General features: G+C 49.6%; 24 protein-coding genes and 21 other annotated features. Of the genes, 12 read left to right on the plus strand and 12 right to left on the minus strand.

Annotated features, from left to right (window positions below; all coding sequences use genetic code 11):
- Window positions 1-19: 19 nt before the first annotated feature.
- Window positions 20-25, plus strand: a ribosome-binding site (putative RBS for rimK; RegulonDB:STMS1H001171).
- From rimK to STM0886, 11 genes are all read left to right on the plus strand, one after another.
- Window positions 20-932 (plus strand): ribosomal protein S6 modification protein gene (gene rimK, locus STM0875; protein ID NP_459852.1). Within the gene, window positions 30-932 belong to an annotated coding region; the region does not span the whole gene. It overlaps the preceding feature by 6 nt.
- 80 nt (window positions 933-1,012) lie before the next feature.
- Window positions 1,013-1,018: a ribosome-binding site (putative RBS for ybjN; RegulonDB:STMS1H001172), on the plus strand.
- Window positions 1,013-1,505 (plus strand): putative cytoplasmic protein gene (gene ybjN / locus STM0876; protein ID NP_459853.1). Within the gene, window positions 1,029-1,505 belong to an annotated coding region; the region does not span the whole gene. Its footprint overlaps the feature before it by 6 nt.
- Window positions 1,506-1,840: 335 nt before the next feature.
- Window positions 1,841-1,846 (plus strand) — a ribosome-binding site (putative RBS for potF; RegulonDB:STMS1H001173).
- Window positions 1,841-2,966 (plus strand): ABC superfamily (peri_perm), putrescine transporter gene (gene potF, locus STM0877; RefSeq protein NP_459854.1). Within the gene, window positions 1,854-2,966 belong to an annotated coding region; the region does not span the whole gene. (Overlaps the previous feature by 6 nt.)
- 73 nt (window positions 2,967-3,039) lie before the next feature.
- Window positions 3,040-3,045: a ribosome-binding site (putative RBS for potG; RegulonDB:STMS1H001174), on the plus strand.
- Window positions 3,040-4,187 (plus strand): putrescine transporter gene (gene potG / locus STM0878; protein NP_459855.1). Within the gene, window positions 3,054-4,187 belong to an annotated coding region; the region does not span the whole gene. It overlaps the preceding feature by 6 nt.
- Window positions 4,186-4,191, plus strand: a ribosome-binding site (putative RBS for potH; RegulonDB:STMS1H001175). Its footprint overlaps the gene before it by 2 nt.
- The gene (gene potH / locus STM0879; RefSeq protein NP_459856.1) for a putrescine transporter occupies window positions 4,186-5,150 on the plus strand. Within the gene, window positions 4,197-5,150 belong to an annotated coding region; the region does not span the whole gene. (Overlaps the previous feature by 6 nt.) Before potG ends, potH begins: the two co-directional genes overlap by 2 nt.
- Window positions 5,133-5,138 (plus strand) — a ribosome-binding site (putative RBS for potI; RegulonDB:STMS1H001176). Its footprint overlaps the gene before it by 6 nt.
- Window positions 5,133-5,992, plus strand: a protein-coding gene (gene potI / locus STM0880; protein NP_459857.1) for a putrescine transporter. Within the gene, window positions 5,147-5,992 belong to an annotated coding region; the region does not span the whole gene. Before potH ends, potI begins: the two co-directional genes overlap by 18 nt.
- A gap of 58 nt (window positions 5,993-6,050) precedes the next feature.
- Window positions 6,051-6,056, plus strand: a ribosome-binding site (putative RBS for ybjO; RegulonDB:STMS1H001177).
- Window positions 6,051-6,539, plus strand: a protein-coding gene (ybjO, locus tag STM0881; RefSeq protein NP_459858.1) for a putative inner membrane protein. Within the gene, window positions 6,066-6,539 belong to an annotated coding region; the region does not span the whole gene. It overlaps the preceding feature by 6 nt.
- 29 nt (window positions 6,540-6,568) lie before the next feature.
- Window positions 6,569-6,574 (plus strand) — a ribosome-binding site (putative RBS for ybjF; RegulonDB:STMS1H001178).
- Window positions 6,569-7,712 (plus strand): putative tRNA (uracil-5-)-methyltransferase gene (ybjF, locus tag STM0882; RefSeq protein ID NP_459859.1). Within the gene, window positions 6,582-7,712 belong to an annotated coding region; the region does not span the whole gene. (Overlaps the previous feature by 6 nt.)
- Window positions 7,713-7,990: 278 nt before the next feature.
- Window positions 7,991-7,996: a ribosome-binding site (putative RBS for STM0884; RegulonDB:STMS1H001179), on the plus strand.
- Window positions 7,991-9,338 (plus strand): putative inner membrane protein; homology to SgaT from Vibrio gene (locus STM0884; RefSeq protein NP_459860.1). Within the gene, window positions 7,995-9,338 belong to an annotated coding region; the region does not span the whole gene. It overlaps the preceding feature by 6 nt.
- A 23-nt stretch (window positions 9,339-9,361) precedes the next feature.
- Window positions 9,362-9,367 (plus strand) — a ribosome-binding site (putative RBS for STM0885; RegulonDB:STMS1H001180).
- Window positions 9,362-9,688, plus strand: a protein-coding gene (locus tag STM0885; RefSeq protein ID NP_459861.1) for a putative inner membrane protein; homology to SgaT from Vibrio. Within the gene, window positions 9,368-9,688 belong to an annotated coding region; the region does not span the whole gene. It overlaps the preceding feature by 6 nt.
- 3 nt (window positions 9,689-9,691) lie before the next feature.
- Window positions 9,692-9,697, plus strand: a ribosome-binding site (putative RBS for STM0886; RegulonDB:STMS1H001181).
- Window positions 9,692-11,185 (plus strand): putative sulfatase gene (locus STM0886; protein NP_459862.1). Within the gene, window positions 9,698-11,185 belong to an annotated coding region; the region does not span the whole gene. Its footprint overlaps the feature before it by 6 nt.
- Before the next feature lie 218 nt (window positions 11,186-11,403).
- On the opposite strand, the gene artJ is transcribed toward STM0886, so the two are convergent.
- The 12 genes from artJ to STM0898 form a co-directional block, all read right to left on the minus strand.
- Window positions 11,404-12,149, minus strand: a protein-coding gene (gene artJ / locus STM0887) for an arginine 3rd transport system (RefSeq protein ID NP_459863.1). Within the gene, window positions 11,404-12,135 belong to an annotated coding region; the region does not span the whole gene.
- Window positions 12,144-12,149: a ribosome-binding site (putative RBS for artJ; RegulonDB:STMS1H001182), on the minus strand. (Overlaps the previous gene by 6 nt.)
- 222 nt (window positions 12,150-12,371) lie before the next feature.
- Window positions 12,372-13,055 (minus strand): arginine 3rd transport system gene (gene artM, locus STM0888; RefSeq protein NP_459864.1). Within the gene, window positions 12,372-13,040 belong to an annotated coding region; the region does not span the whole gene.
- The gene (gene artQ / locus STM0889; RefSeq protein NP_459865.1) for an arginine 3rd transport system occupies window positions 13,040-13,771 on the minus strand. Within the gene, window positions 13,040-13,756 belong to an annotated coding region; the region does not span the whole gene. The genes artM and artQ overlap by 16 nt, the downstream gene beginning before the upstream one ends.
- Window positions 13,050-13,055: a ribosome-binding site (putative RBS for artM; RegulonDB:STMS1H001183), on the minus strand. (Overlaps the previous gene by 6 nt.)
- On the minus strand, window positions 13,763-14,494 hold the full coding sequence (artI, locus tag STM0890) for an arginine transport system (protein ID NP_459866.1): 732 nt from the start codon (window positions 14,492-14,494) through the stop codon (window positions 13,763-13,765). The genes artQ and artI overlap by 9 nt, the downstream gene beginning before the upstream one ends.
- Window positions 13,766-13,771, minus strand: a ribosome-binding site (putative RBS for artQ; RegulonDB:STMS1H001184). Its footprint overlaps the gene before it by 6 nt.
- A 17-nt stretch (window positions 14,495-14,511) precedes the next feature.
- Window positions 14,512-15,240, minus strand: a complete 729-nt coding sequence (gene artP, locus STM0891; protein ID NP_459867.1) for an arginine transport system — start codon at window positions 15,238-15,240, stop codon at window positions 14,512-14,514.
- A 229-nt stretch (window positions 15,241-15,469) separates the two neighbouring features.
- Window positions 15,470-15,997, minus strand: a protein-coding gene (gene ybjP, locus STM0892) for a putative lipoprotein (protein NP_459868.1). Within the gene, window positions 15,470-15,985 belong to an annotated coding region; the region does not span the whole gene.
- Window positions 15,992-15,997, minus strand: a ribosome-binding site (putative RBS for ybjP; RegulonDB:STMS1H001185). It overlaps the preceding gene by 6 nt.
- A gap of 83 nt (window positions 15,998-16,080) precedes the next feature.
- Window positions 16,081-17,418 (minus strand): putative Fels-1 prophage integrase gene (locus STM0893; RefSeq protein NP_459869.1). Within the gene, window positions 16,081-17,406 belong to an annotated coding region; the region does not span the whole gene.
- Window positions 17,413-17,418: a ribosome-binding site (putative RBS for STM0893; RegulonDB:STMS1H001186), on the minus strand. It overlaps the preceding gene by 6 nt.
- A 15-nt stretch (window positions 17,419-17,433) precedes the next feature.
- Window positions 17,434-17,682 (minus strand): putative Fels-1 prophage excisionase gene (locus STM0894; protein ID NP_459870.1). Within the gene, window positions 17,434-17,676 belong to an annotated coding region; the region does not span the whole gene.
- Window positions 17,677-17,682 (minus strand) — a ribosome-binding site (putative RBS for STM0894; RegulonDB:STMS1H001187). (Overlaps the previous gene by 6 nt.)
- Before the next feature lie 359 nt (window positions 17,683-18,041).
- Window positions 18,042-18,356 (minus strand): Fels-1 prophage protein gene (locus tag STM0895; RefSeq protein ID NP_459871.1). Within the gene, window positions 18,042-18,350 belong to an annotated coding region; the region does not span the whole gene.
- Window positions 18,351-18,356 (minus strand) — a ribosome-binding site (putative RBS for STM0895; RegulonDB:STMS1H001188). It overlaps the preceding gene by 6 nt.
- 453 nt (window positions 18,357-18,809) lie before the next feature.
- The gene (locus tag STM0896) for a Fels-1 prophage protein (RefSeq protein ID NP_459872.1) occupies window positions 18,810-19,206 on the minus strand. Within the gene, window positions 18,810-19,202 belong to an annotated coding region; the region does not span the whole gene.
- Window positions 19,201-19,206, minus strand: a ribosome-binding site (putative RBS for STM0896; RegulonDB:STMS1H001189). Its footprint overlaps the gene before it by 6 nt.
- A gap of 571 nt (window positions 19,207-19,777) precedes the next feature.
- Window positions 19,778-20,199 (minus strand): Fels-1 prophage protein gene (locus tag STM0897; protein NP_459873.1). Within the gene, window positions 19,778-20,194 belong to an annotated coding region; the region does not span the whole gene.
- Window positions 20,194-20,199, minus strand: a ribosome-binding site (putative RBS for STM0897; RegulonDB:STMS1H001190). (Overlaps the previous gene by 6 nt.)
- A 1,180-nt stretch (window positions 20,200-21,379) precedes the next feature.
- Window positions 21,380-22,079, minus strand: a protein-coding gene (locus tag STM0898) for a putative Fels-1 prophage transcriptional regulator (RefSeq protein NP_459874.1). Within the gene, window positions 21,380-22,075 belong to an annotated coding region; the region does not span the whole gene.
- Window positions 22,074-22,079, minus strand: a ribosome-binding site (putative RBS for STM0898; RegulonDB:STMS1H001191). Its footprint overlaps the gene before it by 6 nt.
- A 108-nt stretch (window positions 22,080-22,187) precedes the next feature.
- On the opposite strand from STM0898, the gene STM0898A reads away from it, so the two are divergent.
- The gene (locus STM0898A) at window positions 22,188-22,442 is read left to right on the plus strand and encodes a Fels-1 prophage protein (RefSeq protein ID NP_459875.1); all 255 of its coding nucleotides are present in this window, start codon (window positions 22,188-22,190) and stop codon (window positions 22,440-22,442) included.
- The last annotated feature ends 104 nt before the right edge of the window (window positions 22,443-22,546 follow it).

A 22,546-nucleotide genomic window follows, 5' to 3' on the forward strand; every position in this document is an offset into this window, starting at 1 on the left:
GCTTTTCAGGGTTTTCAGCGAGGTGCAGGGTGAAAATTGCCATATTGTCCAGGGATGGAACGCTCTATTCTTGCAAACGTCTGCGCGAAGCGGCGATGCGGCGCGGCCATCTGGTCGAGATACTCGATCCTCTTTCCTGCTATATGAATATTAATCCGGCAGCGTCGTCGATCCATTACAAGGGGCGTCGTCTGCCCCATTTTGACGCCGTTATTCCCCGTATTGGTTCGGCCATTACCTTTTATGGTACCGCTGCGCTACGTCAGTTTGAGCTATTGGGTAGCTATCCGCTGAATGAATCCGTCGCCATTACCCGCGCGCGCGATAAGCTGCGATCGCTACAACTTCTGGCGCGCCAGGGGATCGATCTTCCCATTACCGGGATCGCCCATTCGCCGGATGATACCAGCGATCTTATTAAGATGGTTGGCGGGGCGCCGCTGGTCGTGAAGCTGGTAGAAGGCACGCAAGGGATCGGCGTGGTATTGGCGGAGACGCGTCAGGCTGCTGAAAGCGTTATTGATGCGTTTCGGGGGCTCAATGCCCATATCCTGGTTCAGGAATACATTGCCGAAGCTAAAGGATGCGATATTCGTTGTCTGGTCGTCGGCAATGAGGTTGTGGCGGCGATTGAGCGGTGCGCGAAAGCCGGTGATTTTCGCTCCAATCTTCATCGTGGCGGGGTGGCCAGCATCGCGACGATCACGCCCCGTGAACGGGATATCGCCATCAAAGCCGCACAGACGCTGGGGCTGGATGTGGCGGGTGTCGATATTTTACGCGCCGCGCGCGGGCCGCTGGTGATGGAGGTGAATGCCTCGCCGGGACTGGAAGGTATCGAAAAGACTACGGGCGTGGATATCGCGGGGCGAATGATTCAGTGGATAGAACGTCACGCTACGCCTGAATTTTGCCTTAAAATCGGCGGCTAATCGCAATCGTGGATTCCGCCGTAGTACGAAGCACGCTTTTTGCGTAAGCTGTGCCGGTAATTTTTTCATCGTCATCGTAAGAGGTAGCACTTTATTATGATATCACTGGTCGTTCCCACTCTGGATACGTTGCGTCAATGGCTCGACGACCTGGGCATGAATTTCTTCGAATGTGATACCTGCCAGGCGCTGCATTTGCCGCATATGCAGAATTTTGACGGCGTCTACGATGCTAAAATCGATTTGGTGGACAACACCGTTCTTTTTTCCGCGATGGCGGAGGTCAGGCCTTCCGCGTTGCTGCCGCTGGCGGCCGATCTCTCTGCTATTAACGCCAGTTCGTTGACGGTAAAAGCCTTTCTCGATATGCAGGATGATAATCTGCCAAAACTGGTTGTGTGCCAGTCTTTATCCGTTATGCAAGGCGTCACCTACGAACAGTTCGAATGGTTTGTTCGCCAAAGTGAAGAGCAGATTTCTATGGTGATCCTTGAGGCCGGGGCGCATCAGCTTCTGTTTAACGCGGAAGAAGACGCGCAAAAAACCAGCGCAGTTGACCATTTTCTTCACTAATCCCTTCCGATAATCAGGCAGTCGCTGCCAGCGCGGCTGCTGTTTACACTTTTTTATGCTGCTATTAACCTTTATTTAAAGAATTATTCACCTCCTTTCTGACCATTTCGCTTTATCACATAGACAAAACCTGCATAAAAAATTGATAAAAGGCGTTTTTTAATCTGGGCTATAGCCTCAAACCTTAGCTAAAGTTATTCTTGCGAAGCTTCTATAGCGAGCTTGATGGCAGGGAGGGCGACCTCTCTTCTTCATTTGTATCAAATGAAAAGGTATGCACATTTCAGGCATGTTTTAAACCACGCCTAATGGGTTCATTTGTTAACGGATTTCAGAAGGAAAGCGATGATGACCGCCTTAAAGAAAAAATGGCTATCGGGTCTGGTTGCGGGTGCTCTGATGGTCGTCTCTGTCGGCACGCTCGCTGCCGAACAAAAAACGCTGCACATTTATAACTGGTCAGATTATATCGCGCCGGACACGGTGGCGAACTTTGAAAAAGAGACCGGGATTAACGTTATCTATGATGTCTTTGACTCTAACGAAGTGCTGGAAGGCAAGTTAATGGCAGGCAGCACCGGGTTCGATCTGGTGGTGCCATCGGCCAGTTTTCTTGAGCGCCAGCTCACCGCGGGCGTTTTTCAGCCGCTGGATAAAAGCAAACTTCCCGGCTGGAAAAACCTCGATCCTGAACTGCTGAAACTGGTAGCGAAGCACGATCCTGACAACAAATACGCCATGCCCTATATGTGGGCCACGACGGGCATTGGCTATAACGTTGATAAAGTGAAAGCGGTGCTGGGGGATGATGCGCCAGTGAATAGCTGGGATTTAGTCCTCAAGCCGGAAAATCTGGAGAAGCTAAAAAGCTGCGGCGTCTCTTTCCTTGATGCGCCTGAAGAAATTTTTGCCACTGTGCTGAACTATCTGGGTAAAGATCCGAATAGCAGCAAAGCGGATGACTACACCGGCCCGGCAACCGATCTGTTGTTGAAGCTACGGCCAAACATTCGCTATTTCCACTCCTCGCAATACATTAACGATCTGGCTAATGGCGATACCTGTGTGGCCATCGGCTGGGCGGGCGATGTCTGGCAGGCCGCTAACCGAGCGAAAGAGGCGAAAAATGGCGTCAATATCTCTTTCTCGATCCCCAAAGAGGGGGCAATGGCGTTTTTTGATGTGTTTGCCATGCCGGCTGACGCCAAAAATAAAGACGAGGCCTACCAGTTCCTTAATTATCTGCTGCGCCCTGATGTGATTGCCCATATTTCCGATCACGTTTTCTACGCCAATGCGAATAAAGAGGCGACGGCGCTGGTCAGCCAGCAGGTGCGCGATAACCCGGGAATTTATCCGCCGGCGGATGTGCGGGCCAAGTTGTTTACCCTGAAAGTGCAGGAGCCGAAGATTGATCGCGTCCGCACCCGCGCATGGACGAAGGTGAAAAGCGGTAAGTAATTTATTAACGGTATGGCCTGATAAGCGTGCGCTATCGGGCATTCCACCGTTTGTATCGTTTGATTGTGTTATGCCGGAGAGCGCCTTGTGAATGATGTCCCCCACCGCCCGCAGGTGAAAACCCGTAAAGCGCTGACGCCGCTTCTGGAAATTCGCAACCTGACGAAGTCATTCGACGGGCAACATGCTGTCGATGATGTCAGTCTGACTATCTATAAAGGCGAGATTTTTGCCCTGCTGGGCGCGTCAGGTTGTGGAAAATCGACTCTGCTACGGATGCTGGCAGGTTTTGAACCGCCGAGCAGCGGGCAAATTATGCTCGACGGCGTCGATCTGGCGCATGTTCCGCCGTATCAGCGTCCGATTAATATGATGTTTCAGTCCTATGCGTTGTTTCCGCATATGACGGTAGAGCAGAACATCGCTTTTGGTCTGAAGCAGGACAAACTGCCGAAGGCGGAGATTACCAGCCGCGTCAATGAGATGCTGGGTCTGGTGCACATGCAGGAGTTTGCGAAACGTAAGCCGCATCAGCTTTCCGGCGGTCAGCGTCAGCGCGTGGCCCTGGCGCGCAGCCTGGCGAAACGTCCTAAGCTGCTCTTGTTGGATGAACCGATGGGCGCGCTGGATAAAAAATTACGCGACCGGATGCAGCTGGAAGTGGTGGATATCCTTGAGCGCGTCGGCGTGACCTGCGTCATGGTGACGCACGATCAGGAAGAAGCCATGACGATGGCGGGGCGCATTGCCATCATGAACCGTGGAAAATTTGTGCAAATTGGCGAACCGGAGGAGATTTACGAGCATCCGACGACCCGCTACAGCGCCGAATTTATCGGATCGGTAAATGTTTTTGAGGGCTTACTGAAAGCGCGTGAGGAGGACGGTCTGGTCATTGACGCGCCCGGTTTGGTTCATCCGTTAAAAGTCGATGCAGATGCCTCTGTCGTTGATAATGTGCCGGTATATGTGGCGCTACGTCCGGAAAAAATCATGCTGTGTGAGTCGCCGCCTGCCGATGGCTATAATTTCGCCGTCGGCGAAGTGGCGCATATTGCGTATCTCGGCGATCTGTCTATTTATCATGTGCGGCTAAAAAGCGGGCAGATGATCAGCGCTCAACTGCAGAATGCGCACCGTTACCGGAAAGGGTTACCGACCTGGGGCGATGAAGTGCGTTTGTGCTGGGAAGCGGATAGCTGCGTGGTCCTGACGGTATAAGGGGGAAACATGAGCACACTTGAACCTCCGGCACGCATCAGTAAACCTGGCGGCGCGGCGCTATGGTTGGCGCGAATGCAAATGAAACATGGGCGTAAGCTGGTTATTGCTTTGCCTTATATCTGGCTCATTCTGCTGTTTTTATTGCCGTTTCTTATCGTCTTTAAGATAAGCCTGGCGGAAATGGCGCGGGCGATCCCGCCGTATACCGATCTGCTGGAATGGGCTGACGGTCAGTTGTCGATTACGCTCAATCTCGGTAATTTTTTGCAACTGACCGACGATCCGCTTTATTTCGAAGCCTATCTGCAATCGTTACAAATTGCCGGTATTTCCACAATCTGCTGCCTGCTGCTGGGCTACCCGCTGGCGTGGGCGGTGGCGCACAGCAAGCCCTCCACGCGCAATATCCTGCTGCTGTTGGTGATTCTGCCCTCGTGGACGTCTTTTTTAATACGCGTCTATGCCTGGATGGGCATTTTGAAAAACAACGGTGCGCTGAACAATGTGTTGCTGTGGCTAGGGGTTATCGATCAGCCGCTGACGATCCTGCACACTAACCTGGCCGTCTATATCGGCATTGTTTATGCTTATCTGCCGTTTATGGTACTGCCCATTTATACCGCATTGACGCGCATTGATTATTCGCTGGTGGAAGCGTCGCTGGATCTCGGCGCCCGACCGCTGAAAACATTTTTTAGCATCATTGTCCCGCTCACCAAAGGCGGAATCATCGCCGGCTCGATGCTGGTTTTTATCCCGGCGGTGGGTGAGTTCGTGATCCCGGAACTGCTTGGCGGGCCGGACAGTATCATGATTGGTCGCGTCCTGTGGCAGGAGTTTTTCAATAACCGCGACTGGCCGGTTGCTTCTGCGGTCGCCATTATTATGTTGCTGCTGCTGATAGTACCGATCATGTGGTTCCATAAACATCAGCAAAAAAGTGTGGGGGAGCACGGATGAATAACTTACCGGTCGTTCGCTCGCCCTGGCGCATTCTGATTCTGGTGCTGGGGTTTACTTTTCTCTATGCGCCGATGTTAATGTTGGTGATTTACTCGTTTAACAGTTCGAAGCTGGTGACGGTGTGGGCGGGATGGTCGACGCGCTGGTATGGCGAGCTCTTTCGGGATACCGCCATGATGAGCGCAGTGGGACTAAGCCTGACAATTGCCGCCTGTGCGGCGACGATGGCGGTGGTGCTCGGTACCATTGCTGCGGTGGTGATGGTGCGATTTGGACGGTTTCGCGGCGCAAACGGCTTTGCGTTTATGATCACCGCGCCGCTGGTGATGCCGGATGTGATTACCGGGCTGTCGCTGCTGCTGCTGTTTGTCGCGCTCGGTCATGCTATCGGCTGGCCCTCCGATCGCGGGATGCTGACCATCTGGTTGGCGCACGTCACTTTCTGTACTGCCTACGTGGCAGTGGTGATCGCTTCGCGATTACGCGAACTGGATCGTTCGATTGAAGAGGCGGCGATGGATCTTGGCGCGGCGCCGTTAAAGGTCTTTTTTGTCATTACGTTACCGATGATCATGCCAGCGGTGATCTCGGGCTGGCTGTTGGCCTTTACGCTTTCCCTTGACGATCTGGTGATTGCCAGCTTCGTTTCCGGTCCCGGCGCCACCACGCTACCGATGCTGGTTTTCTCCAGCGTGCGCATGGGCGTGAACCCGGAAATCAACGCGCTGGCGACGTTAATCCTCGGCGTGGTAGGAATCGTCGGATTTATTGCCTGGTACCTGATGGCGCGAGCGGAAAAACAGCGGATTCGCGATATCCAGCGTGCAAGACGCGGCTGAAGCCACTAAAATCTTCCACTATGGCAATGCGTTGCCGCGCGGGTCGCGGCATCATTTTCAGGGAAGACATTCATTGGGATTTATAAAGCAATCAACCTCATCACATGCCCGTTTAAATGTGCCTACGCTGGTGCAGGTTGCGGCTATGGCGATTATTTTGATTCGCGGTCTCGATGTGCTGATGATTATGAATACCCTCGGCATACGCGGGATGGGCGAGTTTATTCATCGCAGCGTGCAGACGTGGAGCTTAACCCTGGTCTTTCTGGCCAGCTTAGTGCTGGTCTTTGTTGAAATTTATTGTGCGTTTTCGCTGGTGAAAGGCCGTAGCTGGGCGCGCTGGGTGTACCTGGCGACACAAATTATTGTGAGCGGATATCTGTGGGCGGCGTCGTTAGGCTACGGGTATCCTGAGTTGTTTAGCATCGCGGGAGAATCGAAGCGTGATATCCTGCATTCCCTGGTCATGCAAAAACTCCCCGATCTTTTAATTCTGTTTCTGCTGTTTATTCCCGCTCCCAGCCGTCGGTTCTTCCGGCTGCAATAATGTGTATAATCGTCGCCCCGGATAATATGAAGGTTTTTTGGTATGCAGTGCGCACTCTATGACGCGGGTCGCTGCCGTTCCTGTCAATGGATTACGCAGTCGGTTAACGAACAACTTTCCGCAAAAACAGCCGATTTACATCGTTTGCTCGCCGGGCTGCCTGTTGAACAGTGGTGCGCGCCGATTGGCGGCCCGGAACAGCATTTCCGCAACAAAGCGAAAATGGTCGTGAGCGGTAGTGTAGAAAAACCGCTCTTCGGGATGCTGCATCGCGACGGTACGCCGGTCGATCTTTGCGGCTGCCCGCTGTATCCCGCCTCCTTTGACCCCGTATTCAGCGCGCTAAAACCTTTTATTGCCCGGGCCGGACTCACGCCTTATAACGTGGCGCGAAAACGTGGCGAACTGAAATACCTGTTGCTGACGGAAAGTCAGTTCGATGGCGGCATGATGCTACGCTTCGTGTTGCGTTCAGAAACCAAACTTACGCAACTGCGCGCGGCGTTACCGTGGCTGCGTGCGCAACTGCCGCAGCTCAGAGTGATCACCGCAAATATCCAGCCGGTACATATGGCGATTATGGAAGGGGAGACGGAAATCTACCTGACGGATCAGCAGGCGCTGGCGGAACGTTTTAACGATGTGCCGCTGTGGATTCGTCCGCAAAGTTTCTTTCAGACCAACCCTACGGTCGCCAGCCGATTATATGCAACGGCGCGCGATTGGGTAGGGCAACTGCCGGTACGCCATATGTGGGATCTTTTTTGCGGAGTGGGCGGATTCGGCCTGCACTGCGCGACGCCGCAGATGCAATTAACCGGTATTGAGATCGCGCCGGAGGCGATTGCCTGCGCGAAGCAATCCGCTGCCGAGCTGGGATTGACCCGCCTTCATTTCCAGGCGTTGGATTCCACCCAATTCGCCACCGCACAAGGCGAAACGCCCGATCTGGTGTTGGTAAATCCTCCCCGCCGCGGCATTGGCAAGCCGTTGTGCGATTACCTTGCACAAATGGCGCCGCGTTTTATCATTTATTCGAGCTGTAACGCGCAGACGATGGCGCAGGATATTCGTCATCTGCCGAACTACCGTATTCAACGTGTTCAGCTTTTCGATATGTTCCCGCATACCGCGCATTATGAGGTTTTAGCGTTACTGCGCAGGTCAATATAATCTATTCACAATATTTATTTTTATCCCTTAACTATTTCATAAAAATAATAAATACAATCAATTGATTATTTAATTCAATTGGTTGTATTTATATATTACCCTATTTTTGCAAATCAAATCACAAATAATCACTTTAAATCTTTTAATGACTACTTTTGATTATTACAGTGCGTGTAAGGCAAAATTAGACAAGGTGGTTTATCGGGTAACTTTCAATAGCATCAGCGAAGCAATACGTAACGTCAGTAAAGGGGTCAATCATGACAACGAATAGGCACGCTTATGGAGGGCGTTCAGACGATGTTTGCCAAATTTATAGATGTTATTCAAACGTTTTTAACTGAACCGGCAATATTAATTGGGATATTAGTCGGTGTTGGCTATGCGCTGGATAAAAAGACGCCTATAAAAATTATCACCGGTATGATCAGCGCGATGGTCGGTTTGATGATGGTGTTATTTGGCGGCTTTCAATTTTCAGCCACTTTTAAACCGGTTGCAGAGGCAGTCAGCAAAGCTTATGGCGTGCATGGATACTTAATGGATTCATACGCCATGAAAGCCGCGACGCAAATAGCGCTGGGCGATAATTTCGGCTATGTAGGATACGTTTTTGTACTGGCGTTTTTTACTAACCTGTTATTAGTTTTATTTGGCCGTTATACCGGCGCAAAAGGTATATTTCTTACCGGTAATACCGGGGTCTCTCATTCACAGGCAGTACTGTGGTTAATCGTCTTCTGGCTGGGGTTCGGTTGGGTACAATCCATTGTAATTGCCGGGGTATTGACCGGGGTCTTTTGGGCGTTTTCAACTACGCTTATTGTTAAACCCATCGCCAAAGTGACCAATAACGCCGGTTTTACCATTGCGCATAACCAGATGCTGGGACTGTGGTTTTTCTCGAAATTCGCGCATAAATTCGGCGATCCGGAAAAGCATGACGCCGAAAACCTGAAACTTCCCGGTTGGTTAGCCATTTTTAACCACAACGTGACGGCAATCGCCATTGTGATGACACTCTTCGTTGGCGGTTTTCTATTGGCGACAGGGATCGATAACGTACAGTTAATGGCGAAAGGCAAACCCTGGTATATCTATATCATCAATCTGGGCCTGCAATTCTCTATGTATATGGTCATCTTGCTGCAGGGCGTGCGGATGATGGTTGGTGAAATTAACGGTTCGTTTAAAGGATGGCAGGATCGCTTTATTCCTAACGCTATACCGGCTGTGGATGTTGCTGCTTTATTACCTTTTTCGCCTAACGCGGCCACGCTGGGATTCGTCTTTTGTACTTTCGGCACGATTTTTTCCATGGGCATCCTGCTGCTCATCCATAGCCCTATTATGGTATTGCCTGGTTTTGTTCCGCTCTTCTTTTCCGGCGGTCCCATCGGCGTATTAGCCAACCGAATGGGGGGATATCGTTCCGTTATTATTTGTACTTTCCTGTTAGGGATTATTCAGACTTTCGGTACGGTATGGGCCATTCCTTTAACCGGGCTGGCAAAAGAAGGTGTGGGCTGGACGGGAATATTTGACTGGGCGACTCTGTGGCCTGCAATTTGTGAATTACTGAAATTTATTGCTTCAACGTTCCATCTTGGTCCTTATTCCATTTAATTGATTCGGTTTATATAAAGGATTTTATTATGAAAGATTCTGTAAATATTTTATTCGTATGCGGTTATGGTGTAGGCAGTAGCGTAATGTTACAGACTGTTGTTAAAAAAGCGTTAGCAAAATATGACTTCTCTTTTGATATGGAGCATACGGCAGCGGGAGAGGTCGGTGGATTTACCGACTGGGCAGATATTTATGCGATTTCGAAAAAATTGCTTGATGTTGTTAGCCTCGATCCTAAACACGGACAATATCTCATTCCCATTGAAAATATCATGGATGGCGAATCAATAGGTAAACAGATTTACGATGTGGTAGAGAAAAATTTTCCGCACCTGCTCAACAAATGAGGGTGAGTCATGAAAGCGATTATTCTGCTGTTTGACAGTCTGAATAAAAACTATTTGCCGCCCTATGGTGATTTGCTAACGAAAGCGCCTAACTTTCAACGCCTGGCGGCACATGCCGCCACCTTTGACAATAGTTATGTCGGCAGTATGCCCTGTATGCCAGCCCGTCGGGAACTGCACACCGGGCGCTATAATTTCCTGCATCGTGAGTGGGGCCCGCTGGAACCCTTTGATGATTCCATGCCGGAATTATTGAAAAAAGCGGGGATCTACACCCATCTTATCAGCGATCATCTGCATTACTGGGAAGACGGCGGCGGTAACTACCATAACCGCTATAGCTCCTGGGACGTAGTACGCGGTCAGGAGGGCGATCACTGGAAGGCGAGCGTTGGCGAGCCGCCCATTCCGGAAGTACTGCGCGTTCCACAAAAACAAACCGGAGGCGGCGTTTCCGGGCTATGGCGTCATGACTGGGCGAACCGCGAATACATCCAGCAGGAAGCCGATTTTCCCCAGACGAAAGTTTTTGACGCCGGGTGCGATTTTATCCATAAAAATCATGCCGAAGATAACTGGTTATTGCAGGTTGAGACGTTCGATCCGCATGAGCCGTTTTATACCACCGAGGAATATTTATCGCTCTATGACGATGAGTGGCAAGGCCCGCATTATGACTGGCCGCGCGGCAAAGTCAGTGAAAGCGAGGAGGCGATAGCGCATATTCGCTGTCGTTATCGGGCCCTGGTTTCCATGTGCGACCGCAATCTGGGACGTATCCTTGATCTGATGGATGAACACGATCTCTGGCGCGATACGATGCTGATTGTCGGTACCGATCACGGCTTCTTGCTGGGGGAGCACGGTTGGTGGGCTAAAAATCAAATGCCCTATTATAACGAGGTGGCGAATAACCCGCTGTTTATCTGGGACCCGCGCAGCGCGGTATGCGGAGCGCGACGGCAGTCGCTGGTGCAGATGATTGACTGGGCGCCAACGCTACTGGATTATTTTCAGCAACCTATTCCCGCAGATATGCAGGGCCAACCGCTGGCGAAAATCATTGCCAGTGATGAACCCGTCAGGGAAGGCGCGCTGTTTGGCGTGTTTAGCGGACATGTTAATGTTACCGACGGACGCTATGTTTATATGCGGGCCGCGCAGCCGGGGCGTGAGCATGACATTGCGAACTACACGTTAATGCCGATCAAGATGAATGCGCGTTATGACGTGGATGAACTGGGAAAATTATCTCTGGCGCCTCCGTTTAACTTTACTAAAGGGCTTCAGGTATTACGTATTCCGGCCAGGGAAAAATATAAAGGTGTGAATAGCTTTGGTCATCTCTTGTTTGATCTCAGAGACGATCCGCAGCAGCAACATCCTATTCATGATGAGGCCATCGAAGCAAGGATGATCAACTTACTTATCCGTTTGATGAAAGAAAATGATGCTCCGGCGGAGCAGTATCGCCGTCTGGGTCTGGATGTTGTCTAAAAACGTAACAATGTTGTAAGCCGGGTGCGCGTTAGCGTCACCCGGCAAGTATTAGTCCGAATCGCCTGTTGATGCAGGCGTTTGAGACTGATGACAAACTGTAGAATGCTCAATGGCGCTGCGCTTATCAGGCCAGGATAGTTTCCGATGGCGGCCCGTGGGCTGAATAAGGTATTTATACTGCCATTTCGCAACACGGTGGGCTAATCACATACGTCTTACTGCGGGAACCACTGATCGCTGATTTTCTGATAAGTGCCGTCCGCTTTAATGGCGGCCAGCGCATTATTCAGTTTTTCCAGCAACGCCTTATTGTCCGGGCGCACCGCGATGCCAAGTCCGGTACCGAAGTATTGCGGATCGGTCACTTTCTCTGTTGCCGGACCCAGTTGCGGATTCGTTTTCAGCCACTCATTGACCACTGCGGTATCGCCAAAGACACCGTCAATACGGCCATTTTTCAGGTCGATAATCGCATTCTGGTAGCTGTCGTAGGCCACGGTTTTGACCTCCGGATGTTTATCCTGGAGATATTTTTGATGCGTGGTGCCATTTTCCATACCGATACGCTTACCTTTTAGATCGGTAAAGGTTTTATAGGTGTCTTTTTTGGCAATCACCAGCGCGGAGTTCGCATAATAGGGATTGCTAAAGGCGACCTGCTTACTGCGCTCCGGGGTAATGTCCATTCCGGAAATGACGGCATCATATTTTCTGAATTTCAGCGCCGGGATAAGACTATCGAAAGCATGATTGGTAAAAGTACATTCTGCCTGCATTTGCTTGCATAATGCGGTTGCCAGATCGATATCGAAGCCCACAATTTTATTACTCGCATCCAGGGATTCAAACGGGGGATAGGTGGCGGAAACCCCGAAATTGATTTTTTCAGCGGCGATGCTGCCAGTGGCGAAAGAGGCGAGTAATGCAGCCAGAACTAACTTTTTCATGATGTCACTCCCGTAATCTTATGATTATGCGCCGTGTCTGCGGCATAGATTTACAATGCCATCAATTGAATTTGTATGCAATAAAAATGATTAAATATTTTAAAATGGATAAAAAAAGACGGACAGGTTAACCACTTGTCCGTCGGATTTATTCAATATTATGCATCGTAGGTTTGATAAGCGCAGCGCCATCTGACCATTGTCGAACGGCGGCGAGAATGCCTTATCCTGCCTGGTTAATTGCGCCGCTCAAACGCCAGAGCTTTACGCTCAATCAAACGCATCATCAGCGTCAATAGACCGTTGACGACCAGGTAAATTACGCCTGCCGCGCCAAATACCACCACATCGTAGGTACGACCATAGAGCAACTGACTGTACCCCATGACTTCCATCAAGGTGATGGTATAGGCCAGCGAGGTACTTTTGAAGACCAGTACCACCTCATTAGAATAGGAGGAGAGGGCGCGTTTAAACGCATAGGGCAACAAAATCGCCAGCGTATCTTTCTTACTCATCCCCAGCGCGCTACAGGACTGCCACTGACCTTCCGGAATCGCGCGAATCGCGCCATAAAATAGCTGCGTGGTGTAAGCGGCGCTGTTTAGCGACAACGCGATCAGTGCGCACAGCCACGGTTCAGACAGTAGATGCCAGAGTAGTGGATACTCTTGCAGCGTCGGGAATTGACCGGGTCCGTAGTAGATCAGGAAAATTTGCACCAACAACGGCGTACCGGTAAACAGCGTGATATAGCCGCGCACCAGCCACACCACGAACGGTGTTTTTAGCGTCAGGATGATGGTAAAAACTAACGCCAGCACCAAAGCGACGGCAATAGAAGCCACGGTCAGCGTCAGGCTGGTGTGTAGCCCTTTTAGCAGTTCAGGTAAATACTCAAGCATTAGTCCGGCCTCCGCTCAAAACGTGTCGCGCGCAGGTCTATGCGTTTGAGAATGTACTGACTGATCAGCGTAATGACCAGGTAAATAGCCGCCGCAATAATGTACCAGTTAAACGGTTCCTGGGTGCGTGTGGCAATACTTTTGGTCTGCAACATCAGATCGTTAACGCTGATAAGGCTGACCAGAGCCGTATCTTTTAGCAACACCAGCCACTGATTACCCAGCCCTGGCAGGGCGTGACGCCACATCTGCGGCATCACCAGACGGAAAAAAATCGCCGTCTTTGATAATCCCAGTGCCTGACCCGACTCCCACTGACCAGACGGAACGGCTTTCAGCGCGCCACGTAGCGTCTGCGACGCATAGGCCGCATACAGCAGGGACAACGCAATCACGCCGCACAGGAACGGACTGACGTCAAAGTTCTCAATCTCCATTTGCACCGGGATCTGCGTAAAGCCGAGATGGAGGGTAAACCCGTCAGACAGCGTAAGCAGGAGTTGCGAGGAGCCGAAATAGATAAACAGCACCACCAGAATTTCCGGCAGGCCGCGCAAAATAGTGACCAGCGCGGAGCCTATCCAGGCAATCGGGCGCCATTTTACGGACTCCCAGACGGCAAAGAACATGGCTAACGCGAGGCCAATGATCAGCGCACAGACGGCAAGGCCGACGGTCATCCCGGCGGCGCTTGCTAAAGGAAAAAATTCGTTCATCAAAGATTACTTCTGGAACCATTTGTTATAGATGGTCTCGTAAGTCCCATCTTTCTTCACTTTTTCCAGCGCAGTATTGAATTTCTGCTGCAGCTCGGTGTTGCCCTGGCGTACCGCGATACCCAGGCCGGTGCCGAAATAATCTTTATCGGTGACTTTATCGCCGACCGGCGCCAGCTTAGGATTGGCTTTCAGCCATTCGGTCACGACCGCCGTGTCGCCGAAAACAGCGTCGATACGGCCATTTTGTAGATCCAGCTTCGCGTTCTGATAGCTGTCATACGGTACGGTGGTGATTTCCGGATGCTTATCCATGATGAATTTCTGGTGCGTCGTACCGTTCTGTACGCCGACTTTCTTGCCTTTCAGTTGATCAACGCTGGTGTATTTGCCCTGCTGACCCACGAACAGCGCGGAGTTGTCGTAATATGGCGTGGTAAACAGCACCTGCTTTTCACGTTCCGGCGTGATATCCATTCCCGCCATTACAGCGTCGAAGCGGCGGAATTTCAGGCTGGGGATCAGGCTGTCGAACGCCTGATTGGTAAAGGTACAGGAGGCGTCGATCTCTTTACATAGCGCGTTGGCCAGGTCGACGTCAAAGCCGACAATCTTGTTATTAGCATCCATCGATTCGAACGGCGGATAGGACGCTTCGGTCGCAAAACGAATGGTCTGGGCTGCTGTAGCGGAAAGGCTAAAGCCTGCAATTAGCGCGGCAATCAGAACTTTTTTCATTGTCATTGTCCCGAATCTTAGTGAGAGAGATAGTTTTTGAACGCTTCGGTCTGAGGGTGGGCAAAGCAACCCGCATCACCGTGCTCGACGATGTGACCATTTTCCATATAAATCACACGACTGGCGGTCTTACGCGCCACTTCGACTTCATGCGTAACGATCACCTGAGTAATGTTCGTTTCCGCCAGCTCATGAATAATGCTGACGATTTGAGCGGTAATTTCCGGGTCCAGCGCGGCGGTCGGTTCATCAAACAGCAGCACCTGCGGCTCCATCATCAGCGCGCGGGCAATCGCGACGCGCTGCTGCTGACCGCCGGAAAGATGCAACGGATAACGATCGCTATAGGGCTTCAGACGTAAACGCTCCAGCAGCTTTTCTGCGCGCGCCAGCGCCTGATCTTTTGTCAGACCCAGTACGCGGCAGGGCGCTTCAATCAGATTCTGCACAACGGTGAGATGCGGCCAAAGATTATATTGCTGAAAGACCATTCCGACATTTTGACGTAGCTCACGAATCGCCTTATCGGACGGCGTTTTCGTAAAGTCAAAATGGTTCCCGGCGATAGTCAGAGTGCCGGAGCGCGGCATCTCAAGCAGATTGAGTACACGCAGCAGCGAACTTTTACCCGCCCCGCTTGGGCCAAGCAACACCAGCGTTTCGCCTTCGGGGCAATCCAGCGTGATATCGAACAGCGCCTGATGCGCGCCGTAAAAGCAATTAATGCCGTTTAATTGAATACTCATTGACACTCGTATACAGGCAGTCTGATAGCTATTGAAGCCGCAGATAGTACCTTTCGCAGAATAGTTATGCAATATTTATGCGTTAAAAGTTAAATATATCCCACATTCTTCCCTAAACATAGCACAAAATAGCAGGAGGAATAGTAGGTAAGAAGAATTGTCGGCATCCCGGGCAGAATGCCAGACAATTTACGGGGTTATGGGTGCAAAAGCGGGGGAATACTGTCTGTTAACGGTTTTCTATCGACTGGCGCAGCGTACCGGCAGGGGCATGGACATCTCCGCCCAGATAGCGAACGTCGTCAATCACCCAGCATGAGCCTTCGTGAATCATAAGCACTTCATCCTGCCAGCTTTGATCGCCCTGTTTTAACGCTACCCGCAGAGGAATGTTGCGCGCATCTCGGTTCGGAATGGTTGATGCGCTGGCGACGTTGGCGCTATCCGGCAGCGTAGCGCGGCTGGAGAACAGATCGCCGCTCATCAACTGGCGGTGCTCCGTATCGCGGCTGGCGTCGGTTAACAATTTCGCCAGGTTATCACTCAAGTAGGGGCGAAGCGCGGCGATATCATTGCTGTGGTGTTGAATACGGTAGTCGTAAAATTGTTGAGCCACGCTGTCCGGGCCGCCTTCCACACACGCGCCGATACGCGGGCCATTATCTTTGTAGGCGGGAGTGACGGTCGTACAGGCGCTAAGCAGAAGCGCGCACGGGATGAGCAAAGAGAGTTTAGAATAGCGCATGATGATTTCCTTATAGGCGATCGAGCAAAAACCGATCTACGATAATCAATTATATCCTTTCAGTGATTGCATAACCACTTAACATCTTGTTTTATCTAAATAAAATTAAGCATGTTATCTTTTTGGGGCACTCCTGGGGCAGTAGATGCCAGTTGTTGATTCAGTATATCTACTTGTGACTGGTTATTATCAGCCATCCATGCTCCATATACTGTATAGACCATCTGAGCGTTTGAGTGCCCCATTTGTGAAGCAATAAAGTTCGGGTTCGCGCCAGCGGCAAGCGCCCAGCATGCATAGGTATGTCGGGACTGGTATGCTTTCCTGTGTCGCAGCCCGGCGCGTCTCAATGCAGATTCCCATATCCTGTTCAGGGAAGGTGCAGCATAATGTGCTTTGGATTTACCTGAGCGATCGGTAATTTGCGGATTGAAGACAAAGGTGCAGGAATGAGTTTTTGTACGACCGTATTCGCGCAGCTTTACTTCAATTTTGTGCTGTTTGCTCAGCTTCGTGAAAGAGGCCTGACTTTTTAAAGCATCAATTGCTGGCTGCACAAGATGTATCACCCTGTCGGTTCCTGCCTGGGTTTTCGGCAGGGTGAACTCTTTCGCCTGGGTATAGTTTCTCCTGACAATCAAAGTCCCCGCTTTGAGATCGATATCTTCCCATGCCAGCGCGCATAATTCCCCATGCCGCATACCAGTATAAACAGCCAGTGACCAAAGGTTTTTAATTTGCTGGTGATGGCAGGCGTCAATAAGACGTGCAAATTCTTCACGTGAAAGTGGATCTGGTTCAGCTTTGGCACGCTTCAACATAGTTATTCCATTGAATGGGTTTTGTGGAATGTAACCGTTACGGGCAGCAAACTGAAATAATCCAGAAACAACCCCCAGATAGGAGTTTACAGTTGCCACACTTCTTCCTTTTGGCGCTAACTCGCGGCCTGGCCTGGTAATATGATGGCCGGTCATTAACTCCTTTCTGAAAAAGAGTAAATCTTCCTGGGTTACAGAAGAAGCGAGAACCCGGCCTCCTAATAAAGAAACGCTGATTTTTATGATCGACTCATAACGAAGCATGGTGTTTTTGGATATCTCCATCTCTTTAAGCTTTAGCCACTTATCCGCCAGTTCCGCCACTGTGATTTCCTTATTCACAATCCCGAATAGTTTCAGGTTCGGTGAGTCAGGGAATTGCGCCGCATAGTCGAAAGTACCTACCTTGATTGCAAAGCAGACCGAAGCCCTGAGTTCTCCGGCCACCTTGCGATTTTTGGGGGTATCAGGCACCCCCAGATTTTCACGAACACGCCTCCCCTTGTAGTGGAAGCAGATACGGAGTTTGTCTCCGTGTTTTTCAACGCCGGTTGGATAGGCTGGTTTAGCCATAATTCCTCCTGCGTCCAAGAGCGTCATCAGATTACCCTCTCTTCAGAAAATAAGTCAAAGATCGACATCCGGATCGGGCATATTTCTAATCCACCTGTTTATCGTTGGCAGGTGGTACAGGCATTCACCGTTTGCCTTTGGCTTACCATCAAGCGTCATGTGCTTATACTCACGTCCGACGAACCACGCCTTTTTACGTGCGCGTAATATGGTTCCTGGCTTAAGTCCTGTTGACGCCATTAACACCTCATCCGTCACCCAATCATTGGGGGCTATTTGATAGATAATTGTTTGCATACCCGCCTCATACCACATCAAGGCCACGGCAGTGGCACCACGTTTCGAACATCCGCTTAACCACTTCCCGGCAGTAGAATCCGTAGTCGTCACGTGTCAGGTCATAGCGGTTTCCGTACCGCTGGCGAACCCATATCTCAAATTCTTTGTTCATCTCCACCTCCCATAGCCTGAACCGATCCCGTTACGCCCTGGTATATGCCCGACGTGATAGTTATTGCAGAACGGACAGCGGTAAACGCCCATCTGTCCCTGATGCCCGTAACGCTTACGAATAATCCGGAGTTCAATCTGTGCACCGTCAGCAGTTTTATGTCTTTTTTTACATCCGCACTGTTTGCGTCTGAGACGGCGTTTGCTGGTCATTACTTCACCTCCACGCCGATCCCGGCGATAACACAACTCCGCTCGATCGCTTCTTTCACCTGGCGTTTATAGGTTTCAGGATGGAAAGTTTCGTTCTTTCCTGTACTGCTCCAGAACGCCTTTGAGCTGGTGTCTGGCAGGGTTATGGTCAACGGTTTACCTGAGGTGACAACGTTGCAATTTTGAAGCATGGCGGCGTTGTAACCATCGGCGAAAATATCAGCCTCTTCATCGTTCAGTTCAGCGCCCAGCCTGAAGGCAATATCTTTCGCTATTGATGCTGTAATTTGTTGTTTGAGCACGTTCATCGTGTCGCCTCCCGCGATACTGTTTTGTGCGCACGCAGCATGTCGCGGGATTTACCGGACAAAACCGTCTTCATGAAGAACATTCCACTACGGTTTGCAACTATTCCTGGTGTGCAGAGCAGGGCAGCATCAACCACGCGGTTATGTTTCCGGAACTCAAACACAGTGCTGGTGATGATGATGTTCGCCACGGCACCGTAGTCCTGATATTCGATTTTCATCCCAGATGCTCCCCAATAACTTTGATTGCATTATCACGGCAGCGCATCACAACGAATTCAGGATTGCCGTAAGTCGTGTTAATAACCGGATCGAACTGAAAACGTACCGCGCCATGTTCGCCGGACGGCTGCAGTTGCACGGGAATAAATTTCCGCTCGCGACCAAACATCTTCTCCGGATAACTGAGATATTTCGCCTGGATAACCGGATTGATGCTGAAATCCGCTTTTTTCGGGATCACTCGCTCCATATCCGGAAAAAGTCCGTCAACCAGTTTGATACCCGTGATTGAAATTCGGCGTTCGAATACGTCCCGGTGATACGCGTTTTGTTCGAAATTTGTGCGGGACTAAAAGTCACTCGCAAATTTTCAAGTTCCGGGCCTGTAATCTGGAAGTAATGTTTACCCTCAATGAAGCGGGATTTATTGCGGTTGAAGTTGCGGCGAATATTCTCAGCATCGGTGCCATAACCCGCAGCCAGTTGCTCAGTAGTGACTACGCGTTGGCCGCGATACTCAATGATCTGTAAATCACGCGCCGCCACTGTTGCTAATTCAGTTTTCATAGCCATCTCCACTTCCCTCAATACGGTTTCTGCTTCATCATTTCGTCCCACCGGGCTGCCCATGCATCGTATTTCTCATTCCATTTTTGAATTTCACGTTTACGGGCCAGAATCAGGCGCAGGCGGCGAATGGTGCGCTGGTGAGCACGATGGTATGCGTCGGTGGTTTCGCCACGGCGCCATACCTGTTCGCCATGGTCCTGCTCAACTAGAAAATCAGGGTGGCGCTGCTTTAAGCCGGACCGTGTGAAAGAGTGCGATGTCAGAAAGTGGGCCAGCCAGCGGATCGCAGTGTCCCGGCTAAAACAGCGCTTCATGCGCCCGTGCCGGATAGCAGCGTAAAGGTCGCCGACTGGCGTATGGTGCTTCTGTAATGCCAGGTCAATTGCGCTGGCTGTGCGGTTATCCAACATTTGATATCTCCTCAAAACGGATTCCTGCTTCGCGAGCCATTTCGATAAAAGTGTCCAGTGCGCAAATATGTTCATCATCCAGAAGTTGCCGATCGCATATAACGCGCCCGTTTTCGATATAAAGAACCACGCGCCCGGTGAAGTTCGGCAAAACGTGCAGATCGATATTCAGAACTGGTAGTGGGATCTGCATGCCGCAATACGTCATCATTTGCTGTGAGTTCATCAGTTGATTCCTCCGCTGAAATATTTCTCTTTTGCCCAGGTAATGACTTCACCGAGCAACTCATCAACAATAAGTTTTCCTGTCTCGGTCAGGTATTCCGTATGCCCGTTAATATCAAGGCTGTTCATATACGTACTGCGAATAAAAGAAGTGGATTCTGAAATTCCGTATTCACTGCACGCCTGTCTTTCAAAACGCATTAACAGTTTCAGCATTGATTTTTCGTCAAAGTCTATCTTCTGAATATCACCATCGGGCATATTAACGATGACACAGTTGCTACCTGTCTTACGTTTCATCCTCTCCAGTGCAGCAATTGCAATACGACGACGGTAAATTTCAATTGTGTTGTTTTTCACGGCGTTTCTCCTCTTCGTCCATCCAGACAGAAATACCTGATGAGATATTGAGGGCAAGACCCAGAAGTCTCACAGTCTGGAGAGGGGGCATTTTTTTAAAGCTGATGTACATTAGATCCAGTAGTTCATTAAGACTTCTGGCGGAGATCGCCGCGTCTTCAATGTTGTCATTTTCTTCCGGGTTCCACATATTTACCTCCCGTATGCTTTGCGTAAAAACAATTCTGCGATAATGTTGTAGCCGGAGGTATGAAAGAGTTGGGCTGTTTTAAACGCAGCCTGGTCTTTGATGAAAGTCATGATTAACTCTCTCGTAAATTCAGGTTATAGATATCCCTGCCGTTTAAGGCACTGTTAATTTATTTAGTCCGGTTTTATTATTTAATTAAACTATTCAGTTTTGTATCTGCTTCTTTAATCGATTCTTCCACACCCTCGATCAGGGTGATGATGGCTGATATTAATGTCGCTTCGTAATCATCCCTTGAGCTTTCAAACCATGCAGCAAGCACAGCTTCAGCCTGTTTAACCCTGTTTCTGGCTGAGATTAAAGATATAGTCATTTATCATTCCCCCTGTCTGCCTGCTCTTCGATAAGCCATGCATGCACTTCACCAGATAAGCGACGGATTAAAGTGATTACAGATGATAATTCTGTTTCGCTCAACGTGTCCGGATAGCTTTCTAACATTCGTAACAGACTTTCGACCTGACATGCTTTTTCGGTTGCTTGTTCTAAAGAAATATCAGCCATGATTGCTACCTTGTGCGCCTGAGAGAAATGCCGCGATCTGAGATATTTTATTCGTTGCTATTGCTAATTCAGCCAGATCCGAAATAACACTAGAGAGTTGTCCGAGCCTTTCTTTTTTATCTTCACAGCCAAAGGTCAACGATGCTATGTTCAAACTGATATGGCTAATCGCTTCGAGAAGAGAAATGGTTTTTGAATTGCAGTCACTAGCGATATTGCCGTAATCAATATTTGAACAATCTCCTTCGAAGCGGAAGTCTTTAATATCTACGAGCTGGATGAAGTTTTTGGTAGTTGCTTTGATAGTCATGTCACTGGCTCCGTTGTTTGCCGATGAAATAAGCATACGATCACCAAAAATGTCTGTCAAACATAAATATGTGTTACAGACATATAATAAGATTAAGTTTCTGAATTGTATAGATAATAAATATGTTTTAGATACAAAAAAAGAGCCGTAAGGCTCTTTTAATATCAGTTGGGTTGGCTTAGGCGTGGCGTCGAATTTGTTGAGATTGGCTAAGTAACACCTTGCCACAAACATGTAACATTTCCATTTCTTCCTTGGTGATTTGCCACTCTTTGTAGAGGGGGTTATCAGACAGAACGAGCAATTGGCTCTTGATTTTCTGTAAGCGTTTAACGTACAGGTCCCCGCTAAAATCAAATACGTAGATACCGTCACCATCAAAGTAGTTAACGCCAATGTCAACAAAAATTAGATCACCAGGCTCAATTGTACCTTGCATACTATCGCCTCGAACGTTGATGAGTTTTACTTGGTTGGCTGGCCGATGCCCGAAAAGAGTTTTTGCCTCTTCCGTCACGTACTCTATCGAGCTGATTACTTCGATAAAATCACGGCTAGAATTACCATTGCCTGCACTTGCTGAAACATCCATAACATCGACTCGATACACATCATTTCTCCTCTGATGTGAGAGTGAAAGAACACTGTATTTATTTACAGTATCACTATCTGTTTCAGTTGAAAATAGCTCAGATACAGGCACTTGGAGAGCTTCCGCAATTTTTTGTATGCTTTGCGCACTGTAGCCCTGCATGCCTCGCTCAAGTCGAGAAATGTTTCCTACATCCCAGTCAGTCAAAGCTGCTAACTGCGTAATAGTCATTTTTCGGGCTTTGCGTAATTCACGAATCTTTTGTCCCACTTTCACAAACATTTCTCCCATGCAGTTCTGCAATATGTATTTTATACATAAATTTGTTACCTACACAACTTACCTTGCAAATTATGTTTATTGCACATAATATGTGTTAAAAACATAGAGGGTTATGCGCATGTTTACGACACCACTACGCAAAGCTCGACTCAATGCAAAGCTGACCATTCAGGAGGTCGCAACACAAACCAAGTGCGACCCGGGCAATCTCAGCCGCATGGAGCGAGGTATTCAGCGTCCATCACCGGAACTGGCTGAAAAACTAGCCAAGCTGTTTTGTACGGAATTAACAGAAATTCAGATCCTTTATCCAGAGAGGTTCTTTCCTGATGGAAATGCCAATCAGAACACTACAGGAAATGCCTGAAATTTACGGGCAAGCAGATAAGGACTGGATTATTCAGCAGTTAGAAAGACTAACACCAGCTGTACGGCAGAAAGCGGTTCTGCGTTATGCCGCTGTCTACCAGG

The sequence above is a fragment of the Salmonella enterica subsp. enterica serovar Typhimurium str. LT2 genome, from assembly GCF_000006945.2.
GTDB lineage: Bacteria > Pseudomonadota > Gammaproteobacteria > Enterobacterales > Enterobacteriaceae > Salmonella > Salmonella enterica.